Annotated in this window: 20 protein-coding genes; 1 reads left to right on the top strand and 19 read right to left on the bottom strand. The window is 51.8% G+C overall.

The window, feature by feature from the left end; translation table 11 throughout:
- The 6 genes from Q0L28_RS02030 to dnaK all read right to left on the bottom strand — a co-directional run.
- A partial coding sequence (locus Q0L28_RS02030; protein ID WP_296630916.1) for a DNA alkylation repair protein occupies nt 1–432 on the bottom strand: 432 nt, incomplete at its 3' end.
- Between the two features lie 9 nt (nt 433–441).
- Complete coding sequence (locus Q0L28_RS02035) at nt 442–2,595, bottom strand: AAA family ATPase (protein ID WP_296630918.1); 2,154 nt, start codon at nt 2,593–2,595, stop codon at nt 442–444.
- Complete coding sequence (locus Q0L28_RS02040; protein ID WP_296631225.1) at nt 2,592–2,942, bottom strand: MerR family transcriptional regulator; 351 nt, start codon at nt 2,940–2,942, stop codon at nt 2,592–2,594. The genes Q0L28_RS02035 and Q0L28_RS02040 overlap by 4 nt, the downstream gene beginning before the upstream one ends.
- Before the next feature lie 73 nt (nt 2,943–3,015).
- Nucleotides 3,016–3,942 carry a DnaJ C-terminal domain-containing protein gene (locus tag Q0L28_RS02045; RefSeq protein WP_296630921.1) on the bottom strand — a complete coding sequence of 309 codons (927 nt, stop codon included), beginning with the start codon at nt 3,940–3,942 and terminating at the stop codon, nt 3,016–3,018.
- 12 nt (nt 3,943–3,954) lie between these two features.
- The gene (locus Q0L28_RS02050; RefSeq protein ID WP_296630923.1) at nt 3,955–4,464 is read right to left on the bottom strand and encodes a nucleotide exchange factor GrpE; all 510 of its coding nucleotides are present in this window, start codon (nt 4,462–4,464) and stop codon (nt 3,955–3,957) included.
- Nucleotides 4,464–6,302: a molecular chaperone DnaK gene (gene dnaK / locus Q0L28_RS02055; RefSeq protein ID WP_296630925.1), complete on the bottom strand. Its 1,839-nt coding sequence runs from the start codon at nt 6,300–6,302 to the stop codon at nt 4,464–4,466. Before dnaK ends, Q0L28_RS02050 begins: the two co-directional genes overlap by 1 nt.
- Before the next feature lie 187 nt (nt 6,303–6,489).
- Between dnaK and Q0L28_RS02060 the strand changes: the two genes are divergently transcribed.
- Complete coding sequence (locus Q0L28_RS02060) at nt 6,490–7,791, top strand: MFS transporter (protein ID WP_296630928.1); 1,302 nt, start codon at nt 6,490–6,492, stop codon at nt 7,789–7,791.
- Between the two features lie 12 nt (nt 7,792–7,803).
- Here Q0L28_RS02060 and Q0L28_RS02065 read toward each other — a convergent pair whose 3' ends face one another.
- The 13 genes from Q0L28_RS02065 to Q0L28_RS02125 form a co-directional block, all read right to left on the bottom strand.
- Complete coding sequence (locus tag Q0L28_RS02065) at nt 7,804–9,018, bottom strand: Dyp-type peroxidase (protein ID WP_296630931.1); 1,215 nt, start codon at nt 9,016–9,018, stop codon at nt 7,804–7,806.
- Nucleotides 9,019–9,552, bottom strand: coding sequence for a copper chaperone PCu(A)C (locus tag Q0L28_RS02070; protein WP_296630935.1), 534 nt, complete (start codon nt 9,550–9,552; stop codon nt 9,019–9,021).
- Nucleotides 9,553–9,643: 91 nt separating this feature from the next.
- Nucleotides 9,644–10,240, bottom strand: coding sequence for a dCTP deaminase (dcd, locus tag Q0L28_RS02075; protein ID WP_296630939.1), 597 nt, complete (start codon nt 10,238–10,240; stop codon nt 9,644–9,646).
- A 16-nt stretch (nt 10,241–10,256) separates the two neighbouring features.
- Nucleotides 10,257–11,621, bottom strand: a complete 1,365-nt coding sequence (locus Q0L28_RS02080) for a DEAD/DEAH box helicase (RefSeq protein WP_296630943.1) — start codon at nt 11,619–11,621, stop codon at nt 10,257–10,259.
- Nucleotides 11,621–13,603: a cytochrome c oxidase assembly protein gene (locus Q0L28_RS02085; protein ID WP_296630945.1), complete on the bottom strand. Its 1,983-nt coding sequence runs from the start codon at nt 13,601–13,603 to the stop codon at nt 11,621–11,623. The genes Q0L28_RS02080 and Q0L28_RS02085 overlap by 1 nt, the downstream gene beginning before the upstream one ends.
- Nucleotides 13,603–14,052, bottom strand: coding sequence for an isoprenylcysteine carboxylmethyltransferase family protein (locus Q0L28_RS02090; protein ID WP_296630948.1), 450 nt, complete (start codon nt 14,050–14,052; stop codon nt 13,603–13,605). Before Q0L28_RS02090 ends, Q0L28_RS02085 begins: the two co-directional genes overlap by 1 nt.
- Before the next feature lie 95 nt (nt 14,053–14,147).
- Nucleotides 14,148–14,426 carry an HU family DNA-binding protein gene (locus Q0L28_RS02095; RefSeq protein WP_296630950.1) on the bottom strand — a complete coding sequence of 93 codons (279 nt, stop codon included), beginning with the start codon at nt 14,424–14,426 and terminating at the stop codon, nt 14,148–14,150.
- Between the two features lie 215 nt (nt 14,427–14,641).
- Nucleotides 14,642–14,947, bottom strand: coding sequence for a 30S ribosomal protein S14 (gene rpsN, locus Q0L28_RS02100; RefSeq protein WP_296630953.1), 306 nt, complete (start codon nt 14,945–14,947; stop codon nt 14,642–14,644).
- A 2-nt stretch (nt 14,948–14,949) separates the two neighbouring features.
- Nucleotides 14,950–15,120: a 50S ribosomal protein L33 gene (rpmG, locus tag Q0L28_RS02105; protein ID WP_038503403.1), complete on the bottom strand. Its 171-nt coding sequence runs from the start codon at nt 15,118–15,120 to the stop codon at nt 14,950–14,952.
- A gap of 13 nt (nt 15,121–15,133) precedes the next feature.
- The gene (gene rpmB, locus Q0L28_RS02110) at nt 15,134–15,370 is read right to left on the bottom strand and encodes a 50S ribosomal protein L28 (RefSeq protein WP_296630964.1); all 237 of its coding nucleotides are present in this window, start codon (nt 15,368–15,370) and stop codon (nt 15,134–15,136) included.
- 170 nt (nt 15,371–15,540) lie between these two features.
- A complete protein-coding gene (locus Q0L28_RS02115) occupies nt 15,541–15,930 on the bottom strand; it encodes a transcriptional repressor (RefSeq protein ID WP_296630967.1) in 390 nt (129 codons plus the stop codon).
- Complete coding sequence (locus tag Q0L28_RS02120) at nt 15,927–16,745, bottom strand: metal ABC transporter permease (RefSeq protein ID WP_296630971.1); 819 nt, start codon at nt 16,743–16,745, stop codon at nt 15,927–15,929. The genes Q0L28_RS02115 and Q0L28_RS02120 overlap by 4 nt, the downstream gene beginning before the upstream one ends.
- Nucleotides 16,742–17,539: a metal ABC transporter ATP-binding protein gene (locus Q0L28_RS02125; protein WP_296630974.1), complete on the bottom strand. Its 798-nt coding sequence runs from the start codon at nt 17,537–17,539 to the stop codon at nt 16,742–16,744. Before Q0L28_RS02125 ends, Q0L28_RS02120 begins: the two co-directional genes overlap by 4 nt.
- Nucleotides 17,540–17,541 lie beyond the last annotated feature (2 nt).

Below are 17,541 nucleotides of genomic sequence, written 5' to 3' on the forward strand. Positions count from 1 at the left end.
GCTGGCAGCAAGCGAATTCAGAAGTTTGTCCGTTCCAGTGCGGCCAATTAGCAATTCACCAAAGTAAGGCGCAGTGCTATCAACGAGATCCCAATTGTTGACCCGTTGGGCATAAACATTTTGCAAATAGAAATCAAAGAGTTCGGTGCGAAGCTTCAAGTCTTTTGATTTCTTAAATCGGTTTGTGAGTATTACTAACCCAGTGAATCGATGCTCGTGAACTTTGGAGTTCAATAATTTTTGTAATTCAGCCAACGGCAGATCTTTAAATTCTTTAGCAACTAAACGTGAGTCTGGCACTTTCACGCCGATGAATTCATCGCCTTCGCCATATTCACCCGGGCCGGTTTTGAAAAACCACTTGTAGTTAAACACTTGGTCAGGGCGTGCAAAAGCGGCCAACGCATTTTTTACGTCGGCCGCTTTTGTCATGCTTTTAGATTAGTTGAGCTCGCCTGGGGTAACTACTAGTTGAACGCCATCGGCAGCCACATCAACCTTCACGGTTGAGCCGTCGTGGATGGTGCCGGCAAGCAATAGATTGGCCAACTTGTCGTCAATCTGCTGTTGCATCAAGCGGCGAAGCGGGCGTGCTCCGTAGATTGGGTCATAGCCCTTGTCGGCCAACCACGCACGGGCATCCGGGGTGACAGCCAATTGCAAACGGCGTTGTTCGAGTCGCTTTACCAAGCGGTCAATGTTGAGTTCAACGATCTGGCCCAACTCGGCGCGGTCGAGTGCACTAAACACGATGATGTCGTCGAGGCGGTTCAAGAACTCAGGCTTGAAGTGTGAGCGCACAATTGCCATCACGCCTTCTTGCTTTTGTTGCTGATCAAGCTCTGGGTCAATCAGGAACTGTGAACCCAGGTTTGAAGTCAAAATCAAAATCACGTTTTTGAAATCGACAACGCGACCCTGGCCGTCGGTTAGGCGACCATCGTCGAGCACCTGCAGCAGCACGTCAAAAACTTCTGGGTGTGCCTTCTCAACTTCATCTAGCAACACCACCGAGTATGGGCGACGACGAACGGCCTCGGTCAGCTGCCCGCCTTCTTCGTAACCGATGTATCCCGGAGGCGCACCAATCAAACGTGACACCGAGTGCTTCTCGCCATACTCGCTCATGTCGATGCGAACCATTGCTTTTTCGTCATCAAACAAAAACTCTGCAAGGCTCTTTGCCAATTCGGTTTTGCCAACACCAGTTGGACCCAAGAACAAGAACGAACCGGTTGGGCGGTCTGGGTCGCTGATGCCAGCCTTGGTGCGACGCACTGCATCGCTCACCGACTTAACAGCAGCCTTTTGACCAATCAGGCGCTTGCCCAATTCATTTTCAAGATTCAAAAGTTTTTGTGATTCGCCAGCAAGCAAGCGGCCGGTTGGAACACCAGTCCACGCGCTCACCACTGCAGCGATATCGTCTTCGCCAACTTGATCGTTAACCATACGGTCGCCGTCACCAACTGATTCAGCAGCTTCAAGTTCAACAAGTTCTTTTTCAAGGGCAGGAATCTCGCCGTACAAAAGTCGTGATGCCTGCTCAAGGTTGCCTTCACGTTGTGCGCGTTCGGCAGCAATGCGCAAACCATCTAGTTTGGTTTTGAGTTCACCAACTTTGTTTAGTTCGGCGCGCTCTTTTGCCCAGCGATCGTTTAGCGCTGCAAGGCGCTCCGATTTTTCGGCCAAATCTTCCCGCAGTTTTTCAAGACGTTCTTTAGACGCTTGGTCTTTTTCTTTTTTAAGCGCAAGCTCTTCAAGCTTCAATCGATCAACGGCGCGACGCAACTCATCAATCTCAACTGGGGCCGAGTCAATCTCCATGCGCAAGCGCGATGCAGCTTCATCAACCAAGTCGATTGCCTTGTCTGGCAACTGACGTGACGGAATGTATCGGTTCGAAAGATTTGCGGCAGCAACCAGTGCGGCATCGGCAATGGCCACCTTGTGGTGCGCTTCGTAGCGCTCCTTCAATCCGCGCAAAATTGCAATGGTGTCAACCACGCTTGGTTCGCCAACAAAAACCTGCTGAAAACGACGCTCAAGTGCTGGGTCCTTCTCAATGCGTTCGCGGTACTCATCTAAAGTGGTGGCACCAATTAGGCGCAATTCACCTCGGGCCAACATTGGCTTGAGCATGTTTGAGGCGTCTTGGCCATCGCCGGCACCGGCGCCAACTAGGGTGTGCAGCTCATCAATAAAGGTGATGATGCCACCCTCTGCCGCGTTGATCTCGGCAAGCACGGCCTTTAGGCGCTCTTCGAACTCACCGCGGTACTTGGCACCGGCCACCATGGCGGCTAGGTCAAGGCTGATTAGTTGCTTGTCTTTCAGGCTCTCGGGCACATCCCCAGCCACAATTCGCTGGGCTAGGCCCTCAACCACTGCGGTCTTGCCCACACCAGGCTCACCAATCAGCACCGGGTTGTTCTTGGTGCGACGGCTCAACACCTGTGAGACGCGGCGAATTTCAGCATCGCGGCCAATCACCGGGTCAAGCTTGCCCGACTTGGCTACCTCGGTGAGGTTGATGCCATATTTCTCAAGAGCAGACTGTTGGTCCTCTTGAGGTTGCATGTTTTGTTGATTCATCGTGCCCTCCACAGCACTATTTCGGCGTGTTTGCTCGGGCGCTTGCCGCGCGCGATGCTCTCCACGCCTTGTTCCCCGGCGGCGAATACACGCGCACCCGGGCGGTTCATAAGTTCGTTAGCCAATGCTTGTTCGAGGTCTCGAATTCGTTTGGCTTGTGCAGCGTTCTGGTTTTCAAGTTCCAAAATTCTGCGGATGCCTTCTAGGCTGACGCCTTCGGCTGAGAGTCGTGCAACTTCACGAAGCTGCGCAACATTTCGCATTGTGTAGCGACGTGTTTGGCCACCGGTGCGAATCGGCACAACTAATCCGATGCGGTCATAATCGCGCAAGGTCTGCGGGTGCATCGCCGAAAGTTCGGCAGCCACACTAATCGCAAAGAGCGGAGTATTTTCGTCTAGCTCCTCCACGTCACACCTCCTAGAGGAGTCCGGCCTTGTTTAGCAATTCTTCACGCGGATCTTCATCCGGCAGAAGTTCTTCAAATGCTTCTAGCGCTTTTTTAGCCTTGTCGCTCAGGTGACTTGGCACTGCAATTTCAACGGTAGCCAGCAAATCGCCTTCACCCTTTGTCGTCACAACACCGCGACCTTTCACACGAAGCACGCGACCATTTGGTGTGCCCGGCGCAACCTTAAGCTTCACCGGTTCACCACCAAGAGTTGGCACCTGAATGGTTGCACCCAATGCAGCTTCGGCAAATGTCACCGGCACTGTCACGCGAATGTTGTTGCCGTCGCGAGAGAACACCGGATGCGGCTTGATTGTCACCGCAATAATCAAGTCACCAGCTGGGCCACCATTTGGAGATGCCTGACCTTTGCCCGCGATTTTGATTTTCTGGCCATCTTGCACACCGGCCGGAATCTTGATTGTGGTTTCGCCACTACCAAGGCGCACTTTAATTTGTGTGCCCTTAACTCCGTCGATGAAATCGAGTGTGCTCGACATGCTCAGGTCACTGCCGCGTTGCGGCCCGCGATTAAAACCGCCGCCGCCGCCAAACAAATTTGCAAAAACGTCTTCGAATCCGCCACCACCCATGTTCGCGCCGCCGGGGAATCCACCAGGGAATCCGCCGCCACCTGGGCCACCGGTGAATCTTGCACCGTTGCCCATTGCTCGAACTTGGTCGTATTCTTCGCGTTGCTTTTTGTCAGAGAGAACCGAATAGGCCTCGCTGATTTCTTTGAACTTCGCTTCCGCCTTGGCATCCCCCGGATTTGTATCTGGGTGATACTGACGTGAAAGTTTGCGATAGACCTTTTTTAGTTCGGCTTCAGACACGTCTTTAGCAACGCCAAGGACTTTATAGAAATCCTTGTCGAACCAATCTTGACTTGCCATCTTCTAACTTTCTTAGGCTGGGATAAAAACTGCAACCATTGCTGGTCGAAGCAAACGGTCGCCGATCATGAAACCAGGTTCCACTACATCGGCAATCACTTGCTCGGTAACTTCAGGGTTTGGAGTCTGCACCAGAGCGTTGTGTAGCTCTGGGTTGAACTTGTCACCCTTGGCACCAAACTGCACTAGTCCAAACTTGTCACCGGCGTTGCGCAACTTGGCAACCACTGCGGCAAACGGTGAACCCTCGAGATCGCCATGCGCCTCAGCGCGGGTTAGGTCGTCAAGTGCCGGAAGCATCGAACGAAAAACTTCGGCAATCGCAGCGTTGCGAGCAACGTCACGGTCGCGTTCTACGCGAGTTTTGTAGTTCACAAACTCTGCTTGCAAACGCTGAAGGTCAACAAGCAGTTCGGCCTCTTTCGACTGAGGGCCCAGGTCGTCAGCGAGATCCGCTAACGCCTGGTCCACTTCGTCGGACTCTACGGGTGGAAGGTCTTCTGGCTGATTTTGGTCAGTCATTACTTCTTCTCTTCGTCTTCGTCGACAACCTCTGCGTCAACAACATCTTCTGCAGATGCATCGGCAGCAGCTTCTTCGCCTTCAGTAGGCTGTGCTGCATAGATTGCCTCGCCCAGCTTTTGCTGTGATGCGTTCAAGGTGTCGAATGCAGTCTTCACAGCGTCGATGTCTTCGCCAGCAAGTGCGGTCTTCAAAGCGTCAACGTCAGCCTGCACAGAAGTCTTTACGTCTTCTGGCAACTTCTCGTCGTTGTCTTTGATTAGCTTCTCGATTTGGTAAACCAAACCTTCTGCCTGGTTGCGAGTGTCGGCTTCTTCGCGACGCTTCTTGTCTTCGGCTGCGTGCTCTTCTGCTTCGCGAACCATGCGCTCGATGTCATCCTTAGAAAGTGATGAACCACCGGTGATGGTAACCGAAGCTTCTTTGCCAGTGCCCTTGTCTTTTGCAGACACGTGCACAATGCCGTTTGCGTCGATGTCGAAAGTTACTTCGATCTGTGGCACACCGCGTGGTGCTGGTGCAATGCCGCTTAGGTCAAAGTTGCCAAGTGACTTGTTGTCGCGAACGAATTCACGCTCACCCTGGTAAACCTGAATCGAAACAGATGGCTGGTTGTCATCGGCAGTGGTGAATGTTTCTGAACGCTTGGTTGGAATAGCAGTGTTGCGCTCGATCAACTTGGTCATAATGCCACCCTTGGTTTCGATGCCTAGGGATAGCGGAGTCACGTCGATAAGCAGAACGTCTTTGCGCTCACCCTTCAACACACCAGCCTGAAGCGATGCACCAACTGCAACAACCTCGTCAGGGTTTACACCCTTGTTTGGCTCCTTGCCGCCAGTGAGTGACTTAACTAATTCGGTAACCGCAGGCATGCGAGTTGATCCACCAACCAGCACAACGTGTGCGATGTCGGCAACCTTTACGCCGGCTTCTTTAATTACGTCGTTGAATGGCTTCTTGGTGCGCTCTAGCAAGTCAGCAGTCATCTGCTCAAACTGTGCGCGAGTCAAAGTCTCATCCAAGTTTGCTGGGCCGTTCTCGGTTAGAGAAAGGTATGGCAACTGAATGTTTGCCGACATTGACTGTGACAATTCCTTCTTCGCCTGCTCAGCTGCTTCCTTCAAACGCTGAAGTGCAATCTTGTCTTTTGAAACGTCAACTCCAGTGGTCTCTTTGAACTTCTTAACCAAGTGCTCAACAACGCGCTGATCCCAGTCGTCGCCACCAAGACGGTTGTCACCAGATGTTGCGCGAACCTGAATGGTTGAGAAGCCTTCGTCTTTGCCAACCTCAAGAAGTGAAACGTCGAAGGTTCCACCACCAAGGTCGAACACAAGAATTAGCTCGTCTTCTTTACCCTTGTCTAGGCCATAAGCCAAAGCTGCTGCGGTTGGCTCGTTGATGATGCGAAGTACGTTAAGACCTGCGATCTCACCAGCATCCTTAGTTGCCTGGCGCTCTGCGTCGTTGAAGTAAGCAGGCACGGTGATAACCGCGTCGGTCACTGCTTCACCTAGGTAGGTCTCGGCGTCGCGCTTTAGCTTGGCCAAAATGCGGGCGCTGATCTCCTGAGGGGTGTACTTCTTGTCGTCTACCGCGAAGGTCCAGTCGGTGCCCATGTGGCGCTTAACCGAGGCGATGGTGCGGTCTACGTTGGTAACGGCCTGGCGCTTGGCGGTCTCGCCAACCAGCACTTCGCCATCCTTAGTGAAAGCCACAATAGATGGAGTGGTGCGGAAGCCCTCGGCGTTAGAAATAACGGTTGGCTCGCCACCCTCTAGAACAGAGACGGCGCTGTTGGTGGTTCCTAAGTCAATACCTACTGCACGTGCCATGGTGTTTCTCCTTGTATTTCTTGGGCTTTAGGCCCGGTTTAGGTCAATTGCGGCCAAACTTGAGCCGATTTGACTCAAGTTTCACATGCCTGGTTTTTCTTGTCAAGTATTATTGTTTAAATCTGAGCCAAGTGGGCTCAGATTTGTCATTCACCGGGATTTAGCGCCCACCGACTAATCTGTCGCTATGACCTCAACCACTAAAGAAAAACGCGGCACTTTTGCATGGGCTCTTTGGGACTGGGCCGAACAGCCCTTTCCAACCATCATGCAGACCTTCATCTTTCCGGTTTACTTGGCCGGTGCCGTAGCCGCTGAGGGAACCAACTCGGATGCGTTGCTTGGCCTAGCGACCGGCGTAGCCGGTTTTTTGGTTGCAATCATGGCCCCGGTATTTGGCCGCCGATCTGATGAAACCGGCAAGCGCAAATTCTGGTTGATGGTGAACACCTATCTATTGGTTGCCGTCATGGTTGCCGCCTTCTTTGTGATGCCAGACCCGAGCTTCTTGTTGTTTGGTTTGGTTCTGTATGGCGTGGGTTCAGTTATTCAAGAGTCAGCGTTCATCAACTACTACGCAATGCTTCGTCAGGTGTCGACTCCAAAATCAATCGGTAGAGTCTCTGGTTTAGCTTGGGGCCTCGGATACGCCGGCGGAATTTTGCTGTTGTGCATTTCACTGTTTGGTTTCATCTTGCCAGGAGACATCTTTGGCATCGACGTGACTGATTCACTCAACATTCGAATCGTGTTCTTGTTCTGTGCAATTTGGTTCGCACTGTTTTCAATTCCGCTTTTCCGCACTGTTCCAGAAATCGAAGCTCGTGCCGGTTTGAAAAACGAATCAATCTTGCAGTCATACGTAAAACTTTGGTCACAACTTAAATCACTGCACCGTCAAGCACCAGAAACTTTGAAGTTCTTGATTTCATCTGCAATTTATCGCGATGGCCTCGCGGGTGTTTTCACTTTCGGTGCCGTGCTCGGTTCTTTGGCCTTCGGATTTTCACAAACCGAAATCATCTTGTTTGGAATCGCCGCGAATGTGGTTGCCGGCATCGGTGCGGCAATTGGCGGTTTGATTGACGACAGGATTGGCTCTCGCGCAGTAATTATTATTTCGCTCGTTGGCCTATTAGTTGCAGGCTCTGCCGTGTTCGCATTTGCCAGCGCAGGCGTAATCACCTATTGGATCGGCGGATTGTTCCTGTGTCTATTCGTTGGCCCAGCACAAGCGGCCAGTCGCACATTCGTTTCACGCTTCACACCACCGGGTCGTGAAGGCGAAGTGTTTGGTCTCTACCAAACCACAGGTCGCGCTGTTTCGTTCTTGTCGGGTTTCATGTGGGCGGGTTCAATCACAGTCGCAACAATTATGTTCAACATCAAAGACGCAACAATTTTTGGCGTCATCGGTTTGATGATCATTTTGCTGGTTGGTTTGATCCTGCTGTTGCAGGTTAAAGACAAGCCAGAGGTTTACGCCTAAATAGTTCTCGCGCTAACTAAAGAGTTCCTCGGCAATAATTTCGCCGGGATCTATTCCGCGCGCAATTGCAAACGTTGCCGAACCAATCGGTGTTGTCCACTTATTGAGCAGATCAAACTGGGCCAATCGCCGCTGAACCGGCAAGTATTGCTTGCTCAGGTCGCGGGCATAGGCAGTCCAGAGCAGCCCGGCTTCTAGCTGACCGGCACTGGCATCGAGCACTTGGTAGTTGAATGGGCGCCTGAAGAAAATTTCGTCAAGATTCTGCGAAGCAGCACGGCGGATGTGCGCGAACTCTGGAATCACCTTTAGGCCGCGATCATCCACCGCTTCAAAATCAATCGCATCGCGTTCGTTGGTTTTACCCAATGGCGCCCCTGTGTCTAGGTGTCGACCAATGACCGCTTCCTTTTCGGTGCGACCAAGCAGATCCCAGGTATTCAAGTTCATTCGTATTCTGCGCAGCGCTAGTTGAGTGCCGCCAACAATCCATGCCGGCCCATCATCAATCCAAACGCGTTGAGCAAAATTCTCGGTGCCAAGTTCTGGGTTATCGGTGCCGTCTACCTGGCCCATCAGGTTTCTTTGTGTAACACCCTCAGGCACGGTGCCCACGGCATTGGTGAAACCGTTTTGCAACCAGTGCATTTTTGCAAACGATTTGCTATCGCTAATTAACGTGCGGGTCACGTGATTCATAATTTGCAAATCATCGGCGGCGATATGCAGCAGCACATCACCGTCGCAATATTCTGATTGCAATTCATCGATTGAAAATTTTGGGATGGCGTCAAAGCTAGCTGGCTGGTTCGATTCGAGTTTCAGTTTCTTAAATAAACTCGGGCCAAATCCAACGGTGATAGAAAGATTGGCTGCGCCAACAAACACGTCGGGTTGCGGGTCAGCTAGGGCTGGAATTCCCGCGCACATTGTTGAGATGTTGTCGGTGAGCAAAACCATCCAACGCAGCATGTCATCCGCGGTGATGTTGGGCAAAATGTTTAGCGCCACAAAATTCGTGTGCGCTTGCGCACGAGATTCGATTCCGGCTTGATGCTTGCCGTGCCAGGTGAGTTTTGATTTCGCTAATTTTGAACCTGCAAGTTTTTGGGCTGCCGCGAAGCCCTCACGATAAGCATTGGCAGCATCGGCTCCCGAAATTATCGAAGTCGCACCAGCGCCAACAGTTGCAATACTGCCAAACAAAATTTGTCTGCGAGTTAACAATTACTTGGTTGCACTCATCGAAGGCATAGGCATTGGGCTAGGTGAATAACTTTCGCCACCGGCCGCTGAGATTTTGCCGATCAAATTCTTGATTGTGACAACTTTGGATTTTGCTGTGCCAAAGGTGCCGGTGAATGTAAGTTTTAAATCAACCAAGGTGCCTGGCAAGATTTTTTTCTTCAGGTTCAGCAACATCACGTGCAAACCACCTGGTTGCAACATCACCGACTTGCCCGGCGCAATTTTGATTCCGCCGTTTTTCTTGGCCATTACGCCATCAACAACCTGGTGCACCTCAACCACACCAGCAAAAGATGTTGTGCCGCCGGTTAGAGTCACGGTCTTGCTGGTTCGATTTGTGATTTTGGCAAAAACACCAGTCATCATCATGGCTTGGTCGGCATTAGCTGCCGAACGAACCCACGCGCGGGTGACAACAACGTCGTTGGTTGCGGCGGTTGCGGCCGGGGTTATCCCGAGTGAAATAGTCATTGCTGCTACCAGTGAAAGGGCCACGGCAAACTTGCTGCGCATTTTGTACCTACTTTTTTAGAACCTTAGTCGGATTCTATTTCTGTAGGTGTTGCGTCTCTAGGGAGTGTTACCTAACCTGACTGGCAGGCAATTACTGCTCGAGCGGAGCGTTGCCCACGTCGGTGCGGTAGAAGTTCATGTATGAACGAGACGCGGTTGGGCCACGCTGACCCTGGTAGCGGTTCAGGTACTTGTCTGAACCGTAAGGGGTCTCTGAAGGCGATGACAGCTGGAAGAAGCACAACTGGCCAATCTTCATTCCAGGCCAAAGCTTGATTGGCAAAGTTGCCATGTTTGAAAGCTCCAGGGTCACGTGACCGTTAAAGCCTGGGTCAACAAAACCAGCGGTCGAGTGAGTCACCAAACCAAGGCGCCCGAGTGAGCTCTTGCCCTCAAGTCGAGCGGCCACGTTGTCTGGCAGTGAAACAAATTCAAAGGTCGAGCCAAGCACGAATTCGCCCGGGTGCAAGATGAATGGCTCATCCGGGGCAACCTCAATTAGGCGGGTTAGCTCGTTCTGGTCTTCGGATGGGTCGATGTAGGCGTACTTGTGGTTGTCAAACAGGCGAAAGAATCGGTCGATGCGCACATCGAAAGACGATGGCTGCAACAAATTCATATCAAGTGGGTCTAGCCCAATTTGGCCGGCTTCAATGGATGCGCGGATATCGCGGTCTGACATAAGCATGGGTCTAGGTTACCGTTCAGAAGAGCTTTTCTATGGCTTTGCTGGCGCCTCGCATAAACCTGAGCACATCGGCATCAACCATGATGTCGCTCATGCGAATGGCGCGGGTTAGATAGAGCCCCTCGAGCGATCGCACACGGCTAAGCGCCACATAGGTCTGCCCTGGGCTGAAAGCTCCGCGACCCATATCGATAACCACTTCGTCGTAGGTCTGACCCTGCGATTTGTGAACGGTTACGGCCCAAGCCAATCGCAGGGGAATTTGCTGGAACTCAGCCAGCGGCACCGCAACCAAAACCTCTTTGACCTTGCCGGTCTCTTCATCGAACTGTTCGTCGATTTCGTAGCGCACTTTCTCCCAGGTGCTGCGACCCACATCAAACGTCTCGCCATCAACTTCAACCACAACGCCACCCGATGAAGGCAGGTCAATCACGTGGCCAATGGTTCCGTTTACCCAGCGCTTGATCACGCGTCCATCCGCGGATTTTTTAGTGTTGCTGTCATCGTTCTTGATGAACATCACCTGGGCGCCAACCTTGAGTTCCAGGATTGGTTCAGCAGGTAGTGTGCGGCCGAAGGCCTGTTGATCTGCGGCGCTAAAAATTGCGTCGAAACGTTTTGGCTTGGTGGTCAGGCGAGACATGCGCGCATGGTTCACCGAATTCACCGATTCGTTGAGCGTTGCCAAACGAATCACGTCGTCGTGTGGTGGAAAGCGATTGCCGCATTGGTTGATGTAGTCGAGCATTTCTTGCGTGCAGGAGCCATCGCGAATTGCATTAAGAATTTCTTTGAAGTGCTCATCGTGCTGACGAAAGATTTCGCTTAGTTCAAATCGCTCGAGTGAATCTTCGCGCCAAACATGCGCATCAAAAAACCATGAGCTCTGATAGTTTTCGGCCATGTAGGCACGCTCTTCGGCATTGCCCGGCACTGGTGCCAATTGATACGGGTCACCAAACATCACAACCTGTGCGCCACCGAAAGGTAGTTTGCGGCGACCACGAGCAATTCCCATTGCGCGACTGATGGTATCCATCATGTCGGCGTTAACCATCGACACTTCGTCGATCACGAGCATATCGATTTTGCCGAGCACTTCGCGAGTGCGTCGATTCATATGACGACCGATATCTTCGGTGCCCAAAATTCCAAACGGAAAACCAAATAGCGAGTGAATTGTCACACCGCCAACGTTGAGTGCGGCCACGCCAGTTGGCGCACAAACCGCAACCTTCTTTTTGGTGTTTTCAATCAGGTATGACAGAAGGGTGCTCTTGCCAGTTCCGGCTCGGCCGGTAACAAAAATATTATTTTCAGAGGCTTCGATGTAATCGAAAAGATTTTGCTGCTCAGTGGAGAGAGTGATCTCTTGCATTAGTTTCTCTCGTCTCGTTTAGCCAGCTTTTCAAGCATGCGGTTGTATTCGTCAATGTCGGCGTTGCCGCTGCGGTCACTGGCTCGGTCGAGTCGCGCAGCTTCACGGCGATCAGCAGCAAACCACTGCACGCAGACAATGATGGTCAATGCTGCCGTAGGCAGCTCGCCAATTCCCCAGGCAATCGCGCCACCGGTTTGCTGGTCGTCCGTTGGGTTTTGACCCCAAGTGCGGCCCATTGAGCCAAACCACTCGGCCAGCAACAAACCATTGCCAGACATCAGACTCAATCCGAAGAATGCGTGAAAGGCCATGGTCACAATCAGCAGGCCGAGGCGAATCGGGAAACCAAGTTTCTTTGGCCCCGGGTCGATGCCAATCAAAGCCTGAGCAAATAGATAACCAGTAATCAAAAAGTGCACCACCATCCACTCGTGACCAACGTGCTCGCGCGTGGCCCAACCGAATAGCGGCGTGTAGTAAAAAGTGACTAGGGATGTGGCAAACAATACAGCGGCAACCAGCGGATGGCCGACGAACTGCATGTACTTGGTATGCACTAACCACAAGACCCATTCGCGCACGCCCCGGGAATCGTCCGCACGCTTTTCAACTGCGCGCAACAACAATGTGACTGGTGCACCAGCAACCAGAAGCATTGGAATGCCCATGGCCAAAACCATGTGACCAATCATGTGCATGCTGAATAAATACTCTTGGTATGCGTTCAGTGCTCCACTGGTCACATATAACAGTGTGAGCATGCCGGTGATCCAAGAAGCGGTGCGCATCCACGACCACTTGTCGCCGCGTTTGTGCAAACGATAAACACCAGCGACGTAAGCAATGATTGTGCCCACGCAAATCACCAACCATAGCAAGTCGATTTTCCACGCAGTGACGAATGACAATGCAGTTAGCTCTGGTGGCAGTTTTTCTCCAGTGAGAATTTCTGCGGGTGTGGTGCCAACGCTTGCCAGCGGGTCAACTGGCGGTGCAGTGCGGGCTAGTGCCGTTGCAAAACCAATTGCCGAACCCATGATGATGAATTCAACTGCAACGAGTTTGAAAAATGTTTTGGTGTGATTTGCACCGGCTGCGATTTTTGCAATCACGCGCAAACGATAAATCGCGCCGAGCAAACCCAACAAAATAAGCGCAACAATTTTTGCGAGCAGAATGAATCCGTAGTTGCTAAAAATGTCGGCGAGATTTGGCAATCGCACATAGGCGCTGGCAAAACCAGAAACGCTTACCAGCATGAAACTCACCAACGCGAGTGACGAATAGCGCTTCGTGTGAAGTGCAGCTTCGTTGTCATCGCGACCGCGCACCACAAACAGTGCAACCAATCCACCAATCCAAATAATCACCGCGGATAGGTGCAGGCCAATTGCGTTTACTGCAAGGCTGTGATTTGCAGTGCCGGCTGCGTGACCGGTTAGCGCGATTGGAATTAGTGAAGCGAAGCCAAGAACTGCCAGGAAAAATGTTGCGGTTAGTTTGCGAGCCGCAAAGACGAAAGTGCTGAACAGTACGGCGCCAATGAGGTTTAGATCGAGGTATTGCCCCAATTGAATCTGTGTGGCGAATAACGCAAGGCTGTTGCTGAAACTCTCACTGCCCGAGAATGCTGACCCGGTGACTGAGAGGTAGGTGAACAGAAAGTTCGCGGCTGCAGACAGCACCCAAACTACGCCGGCAAAGCCGGACAAATTTAAAACTCGCTGCAGCAGTGGGTTGTCTTCGCTGATTGCGAAAGCTGCAAAGGCTGTTCCACCAACGGCAACCGCGATTGAAAGGTTGAAGATCAGTTTGCTAATTGGCAAACCCCAGCGCACGATGTCACCTGGGTCAGCAAGAGCCTGGGCGGCCGCGCCGCCGCCAATAATCAAGGCAACCACCAAGGCCACCAAACCAAAACCAACGCTTAGTGCAAGCGCCACAGATGCGCGTTTAGCGGTTGGGGTGGGGTTAGGCATTACTTAAGCCTAGGCACAAACCTTCCGGTGCGTTTCATGTAGTTGGCATAGCCGGAGTATTTCTTCACAAGCAACGTTTCTTCCCAACGAGCCTTGTAATTCAACAGAAGCACTAGCGCGCACCACACGACTAGCTTGGCTAGGTCAAGCGTTTGCACCGCGGATCCGAGGCTGGCCAACATTAGGCCGGTATAAATCGGGTGGCGCAGATATTTATAAATGCCGGTTTCGACTAATTCGGCATCGCTTTTGGGCACTGGATTAGCCGCGAGCGAACGGCCGAGGTTTTTGATGCCTAAATAAAGCACGATGATGCCAGGGGCAACCAGCAAGATGCCTCCGATGTAGATGGCGGCGATGTTTATTTGGCCACTCGGCCACAGCACAACGAATGCAATTAGTGCGAATTGCACGAGCACTAATAGGTTGCCTTTTGATTTATCACTCATTGTCTTAGGCTACGACCGCACTGCATAAATCAACACTGTGTATAAAAGAAAAGGCACCCGCTTTCGCGGATGCCTTCTCTAATTCTTTTAAAGACTTACTTAACTGCAGCCTTTAGCTTTGAACCAGCTGAAACCTTAACGGTGTTAGCAGCTGCGATCTGGATGGTTGCACCAGTCTGTGGGTTGCGGCCCTGACGAGCAGCGCGGTGGCCCTTCTCTACTGAAAGCCAGCCTGGGATGGTGACCTTTCCACCCTTTGCAACGGTAGCTGCAATGGTTTCGAAGATTGAGTCAACAACGCGGTTGACCGCTGCCTGAGACTCGCCGGTTTCTGCAGCAACAGCTGCAACTAGTTCGCTCTTGTTTAGAGACATTTGGTCCTCCTGGACATTTAGACGTTTTGACGTACTGTCGGTAATCACGCTACTGCCCAATAAAAACTTGTCATTCATCTCGCTCGGCGTGTTGTGGCGCGGATTTTGACAAAGTTGCCAGATTTTTAGCGGTATATCGGCCCGTTGGGGTGGTTAAAGCAAAACCCGCCATCCTTTTGGATGACGGGTTTTGTCAAAAACTTGTTATTTGATGACTACCAAGATGACTTAGTAACACCTGGCAACTCGCCACGGTGAGCCATGTCGCGGAAGCGAACACGCGAAACACCGAACTTTGCCAAGATACCGCGTGGGCGGCCATCGATTGCGTCGCGGTTGCGAACGCGCACTGGAGATGCGTTGCGAGGTAGCTTCTGTAGGCCCAAACGAGCCTCTTCGCGCTGCTCGTCGGTTGAGTTAGGGTCAACCAAAGCCTTCTTAAGTGCTAGGCGCTTCTCTGCGTAGCGCTCAACAATTACCTTGCGCATGTCGTTCTTAACGATCTTGCTCTTCTTAGCCATTTTTAGCGCTCCTCGCGGAATTCAACGTGCTGACGTACAACTGGGTCGTACTTCTTCAAAACGATACGGTCTGGGTCGTTGCGACGGTTCTTCTTGGTTACGTAGGTGTAACCAGTGCCTGCTGTCGAACGAAGCTTGATGATCGGACGGATGTCCTTGTCCTTCTTAGCCATTTAGCGGCGCTCCTTAGATCTTCTCGCCGCGGGCAAGGATTGCTGCAACAACAGCCTCAATGCCACGAACGTCGATTACCTTGATGCCACGGGCACTTAGGGTCAGGGTTACGTTGCGCTTCAAAGAAGGCACAAAGTAGGTCTTCTTCTGAATGTTTGGGTTGAAGCGACGCTTGGTCTTGTTCTGAGCGTGCGAGACGTGGTGGCCGAACTGTGGGCCGGTCTCAGTCACCTGGCAATAAGCTGCCATTTCTTCTCCTTGTTAGGGGGCAAGCCAGAAAGACCCTTTTTTGGTCAAGGCTTGATTTCAAAAATTTTTGGCTGTCATTTGTGAACTCACAAGACAACTGCTCAAGTTTAGGCGAGTTGGCAGGGCTTAAGCAAGTCCTGAGCCCAAAAAATCAAGTCGCCACGCCCAAATTAAGCGGATTGACACTGAGCGCAGAGCCCAAAAATGTCAATGGTGTGGCTCGGCTGGCTAAAACCATGCTCGCTGGCAACGTCATCGGCCCATTTTTCAACTCGGGATGCCTCGATCTCAAGAGTCAGCCCACAATTGCGGCAAATCAAATGGTGGTGGTGCTCGGTGGTGCAGGCACGATAAAGCAGTTCACCCTCTTTGCTCTGCAGACTGTCGGCCTCATTGGTCTCGGCCAGCTCTGCCAAGGTTCGATAGACGGTGGCCAAACCAATGGTCGAACCATGCTTCTGCAGGGTGGCGTGCAACTGCCCGGCCGAAACAAATCCGGTGGCTTCGCCAAGCGCGTGCTTCACGGCAGCCTTTTGAGGAGTGTTTCGTTTCTGGGTCATTTGCGCACTCGTTCGACAACGCGGCAAATCACGTAGATCAAAAACGAGATCGTGGTGACGTATGGGCTAATCGGCAAGCCGGCACCTAGTGCCAGAAGAATTCCGCCAATCACAGACACCATGGCAAATGCAACCGAAAGCAGTGGCGTCAATATTGGTGAGCGGCTAACGCGCACTGCGGCGGCGGCCGGGGTCACCAACAAACTCAAAACCAAAAGCGCGCCGACAACTTGCACGCTGGCTGCAACGGCGAGGCCGAGCAAAATCATAAACACCACGGATAACGCGCGGGTTGGTACGCCGCGAGCGGCTGCGACGTCGGCGTCTAAACTCGCAAAGTTAAGTGGGCGCCAAACCACAATCAAAACGGCAAGAATGAAAATGCAAATTGATGCCAGCCAAAATAATTGCGGGTCATCTACGGCAACAATTTGACCGGTGAGCAATCCAAATTTATTTGCGGCTCGGCCTTCATAAAGTGCGAGTGCCAAAATTCCAAGACCCAATCCGGCAGGCATCAAAACCGCAACAATTGAATTTCGTTCTTTCGCCTTTGCACCGAGTGCGCCGATGACTGCCGCAGCTAACAGTGAACCAATAATCGAACCGAAAACAACATTGGCACCGAGCAACAATGCAACTGCTGCACCGGCAAAACTCAATTCGCTAATTCCATGCACAGCAAATGACATGTCGCGCGTCATCACGAAGGTGCCAATTAATCCACCGATGATGGCAAGCAATGCACCCGCAATTAGTGAGTTTGCAACCAGTGGAATTAGTTGGTCATAGTTCGAAAAATCAAAAAGAATCATGACCACTCCTCGTGGTCGTGGTGATCATGTTCTTGGGTGCCAACAACAACGATGCGTCCTTGATTGCGCAACACGTCAACCGGTGTTCCATAAAGTTCACTCAAAACATCACTGCGCAAAACTTCATCCGGGGTGCCGATTTTAAATTTGCCATTTGCCAAATAGAGCACGCGATCAACCATCGAAAGAATCGGGTTCACGTCGTGAGTTACAAATAGCACCGCGGCGTTGTGTTCTTGGCGCTCTTGATCGAGCAGATCGGCAATAGTTTTTTGCTGAGCAAGGTCAAGTGCACTTAGCGGTTCATCGGCAAGAATTAAGTCCGGTTCCCCAATAACTGCCTGGCCTACACGCAAGCGCTGCAATTCTCCGCCAGATAGATCGCCAACTTTTTTATCTGCAATTTTGAAGCCATCGATGCAACCCAAAATATATTTCACACGCGCTGCTGCTTTTTTAGAACCAAAGCTGGGGCCAAAGCGGTGACCATCGAGACCCATGCGCAACAAATCTTTTGCACGCACCGGAGTTGCTGCATCGACAGTGCGATGCTGTGGAATGTAGCCAATTGAGCGAGAGCCGTGGTGAATTGGTTTTTGATTTAACTCAATTGAACCGTCATTGAGTTTTTCTTGACCCAAAATCGCTCGCAGCAAAGATGTCTTTCCAGATCCGTTGGCACCGATGATTGCGATGAACTCATGAGGCATAACTTCGAGATTTAAATTAGCCCAAAGCACATTCTCGCCGTAGGCGAGTTTCGCATTCTTTATGGCAAGCACGGGTGCAGTCATGG

Source organism: Rhodoluna sp. (genome assembly GCF_024639375.1).
Lineage (GTDB): Bacteria > Actinomycetota > Actinomycetes > Actinomycetales > Microbacteriaceae > Rhodoluna.

Bases quoted from the DNA above. Each gene is read 5' to 3' on its own strand.
- Q0L28_RS02035 (WP_296630918.1), bottom strand. From the start codon at position 2,595: ATGAATCAACAAAACATGCAACCTCAAGAGGACCAACAGTCTGCTCTT.
- Q0L28_RS02040 (WP_296631225.1), bottom strand. From the start codon at position 2,942: ATGCACCCGCAGACCTTGCGCGATTATGACCGCATCGGATTAGTTGTG.
- Q0L28_RS02045 (WP_296630921.1), bottom strand. From the start codon at position 3,942: ATGGCAAGTCAAGATTGGTTCGACAAGGATTTCTATAAAGTCCTTGGC.
- Q0L28_RS02050 (WP_296630923.1), bottom strand. From the start codon at position 4,464: ATGACTGACCAAAATCAGCCAGAAGACCTTCCACCCGTAGAGTCCGAC.
- dnaK (WP_296630925.1), bottom strand. From the start codon at position 6,302: ATGGCACGTGCAGTAGGTATTGACTTAGGAACCACCAACAGCGCCGTC.
- Q0L28_RS02060 (WP_296630928.1), top strand. From the start codon at position 6,490: ATGACCTCAACCACTAAAGAAAAACGCGGCACTTTTGCATGGGCTCTT.
- Q0L28_RS02070 (WP_296630935.1), bottom strand. From the start codon at position 9,552: ATGCGCAGCAAGTTTGCCGTGGCCCTTTCACTGGTAGCAGCAATGACT.
- dcd (WP_296630939.1), bottom strand. From the start codon at position 10,240: ATGCTTATGTCAGACCGCGATATCCGCGCATCCATTGAAGCCGGCCAA.
- Q0L28_RS02080 (WP_296630943.1), bottom strand. From the start codon at position 11,621: ATGCAAGAGATCACTCTCTCCACTGAGCAGCAAAATCTTTTCGATTAC.
- Q0L28_RS02085 (WP_296630945.1), bottom strand. From the start codon at position 13,603: ATGCCTAACCCCACCCCAACCGCTAAACGCGCATCTGTGGCGCTTGCA.
- Q0L28_RS02090 (WP_296630948.1), bottom strand. From the start codon at position 14,052: ATGAGTGATAAATCAAAAGGCAACCTATTAGTGCTCGTGCAATTCGCA.
- Q0L28_RS02095 (WP_296630950.1), bottom strand. From the start codon at position 14,426: ATGTCTCTAAACAAGAGCGAACTAGTTGCAGCTGTTGCTGCAGAAACC.
- rpsN (WP_296630953.1), bottom strand. From the start codon at position 14,947: ATGGCTAAGAAGAGCAAGATCGTTAAGAACGACATGCGCAAGGTAATT.
- rpmG (WP_038503403.1), bottom strand. From the start codon at position 15,120: ATGGCTAAGAAGGACAAGGACATCCGTCCGATCATCAAGCTTCGTTCG.
- rpmB (WP_296630964.1), bottom strand. From the start codon at position 15,370: ATGGCAGCTTATTGCCAGGTGACTGAGACCGGCCCACAGTTCGGCCAC.
- Q0L28_RS02115 (WP_296630967.1), bottom strand. From the start codon at position 15,930: ATGACCCAGAAACGAAACACTCCTCAAAAGGCTGCCGTGAAGCACGCG.
- Q0L28_RS02120 (WP_296630971.1), bottom strand. From the start codon at position 16,745: ATGATTCTTTTTGATTTTTCGAACTATGACCAACTAATTCCACTGGTT.
- Q0L28_RS02125 (WP_296630974.1), bottom strand. From the start codon at position 17,539: ATGACTGCACCCGTGCTTGCCATAAAGAATGCGAAACTCGCCTACGGC.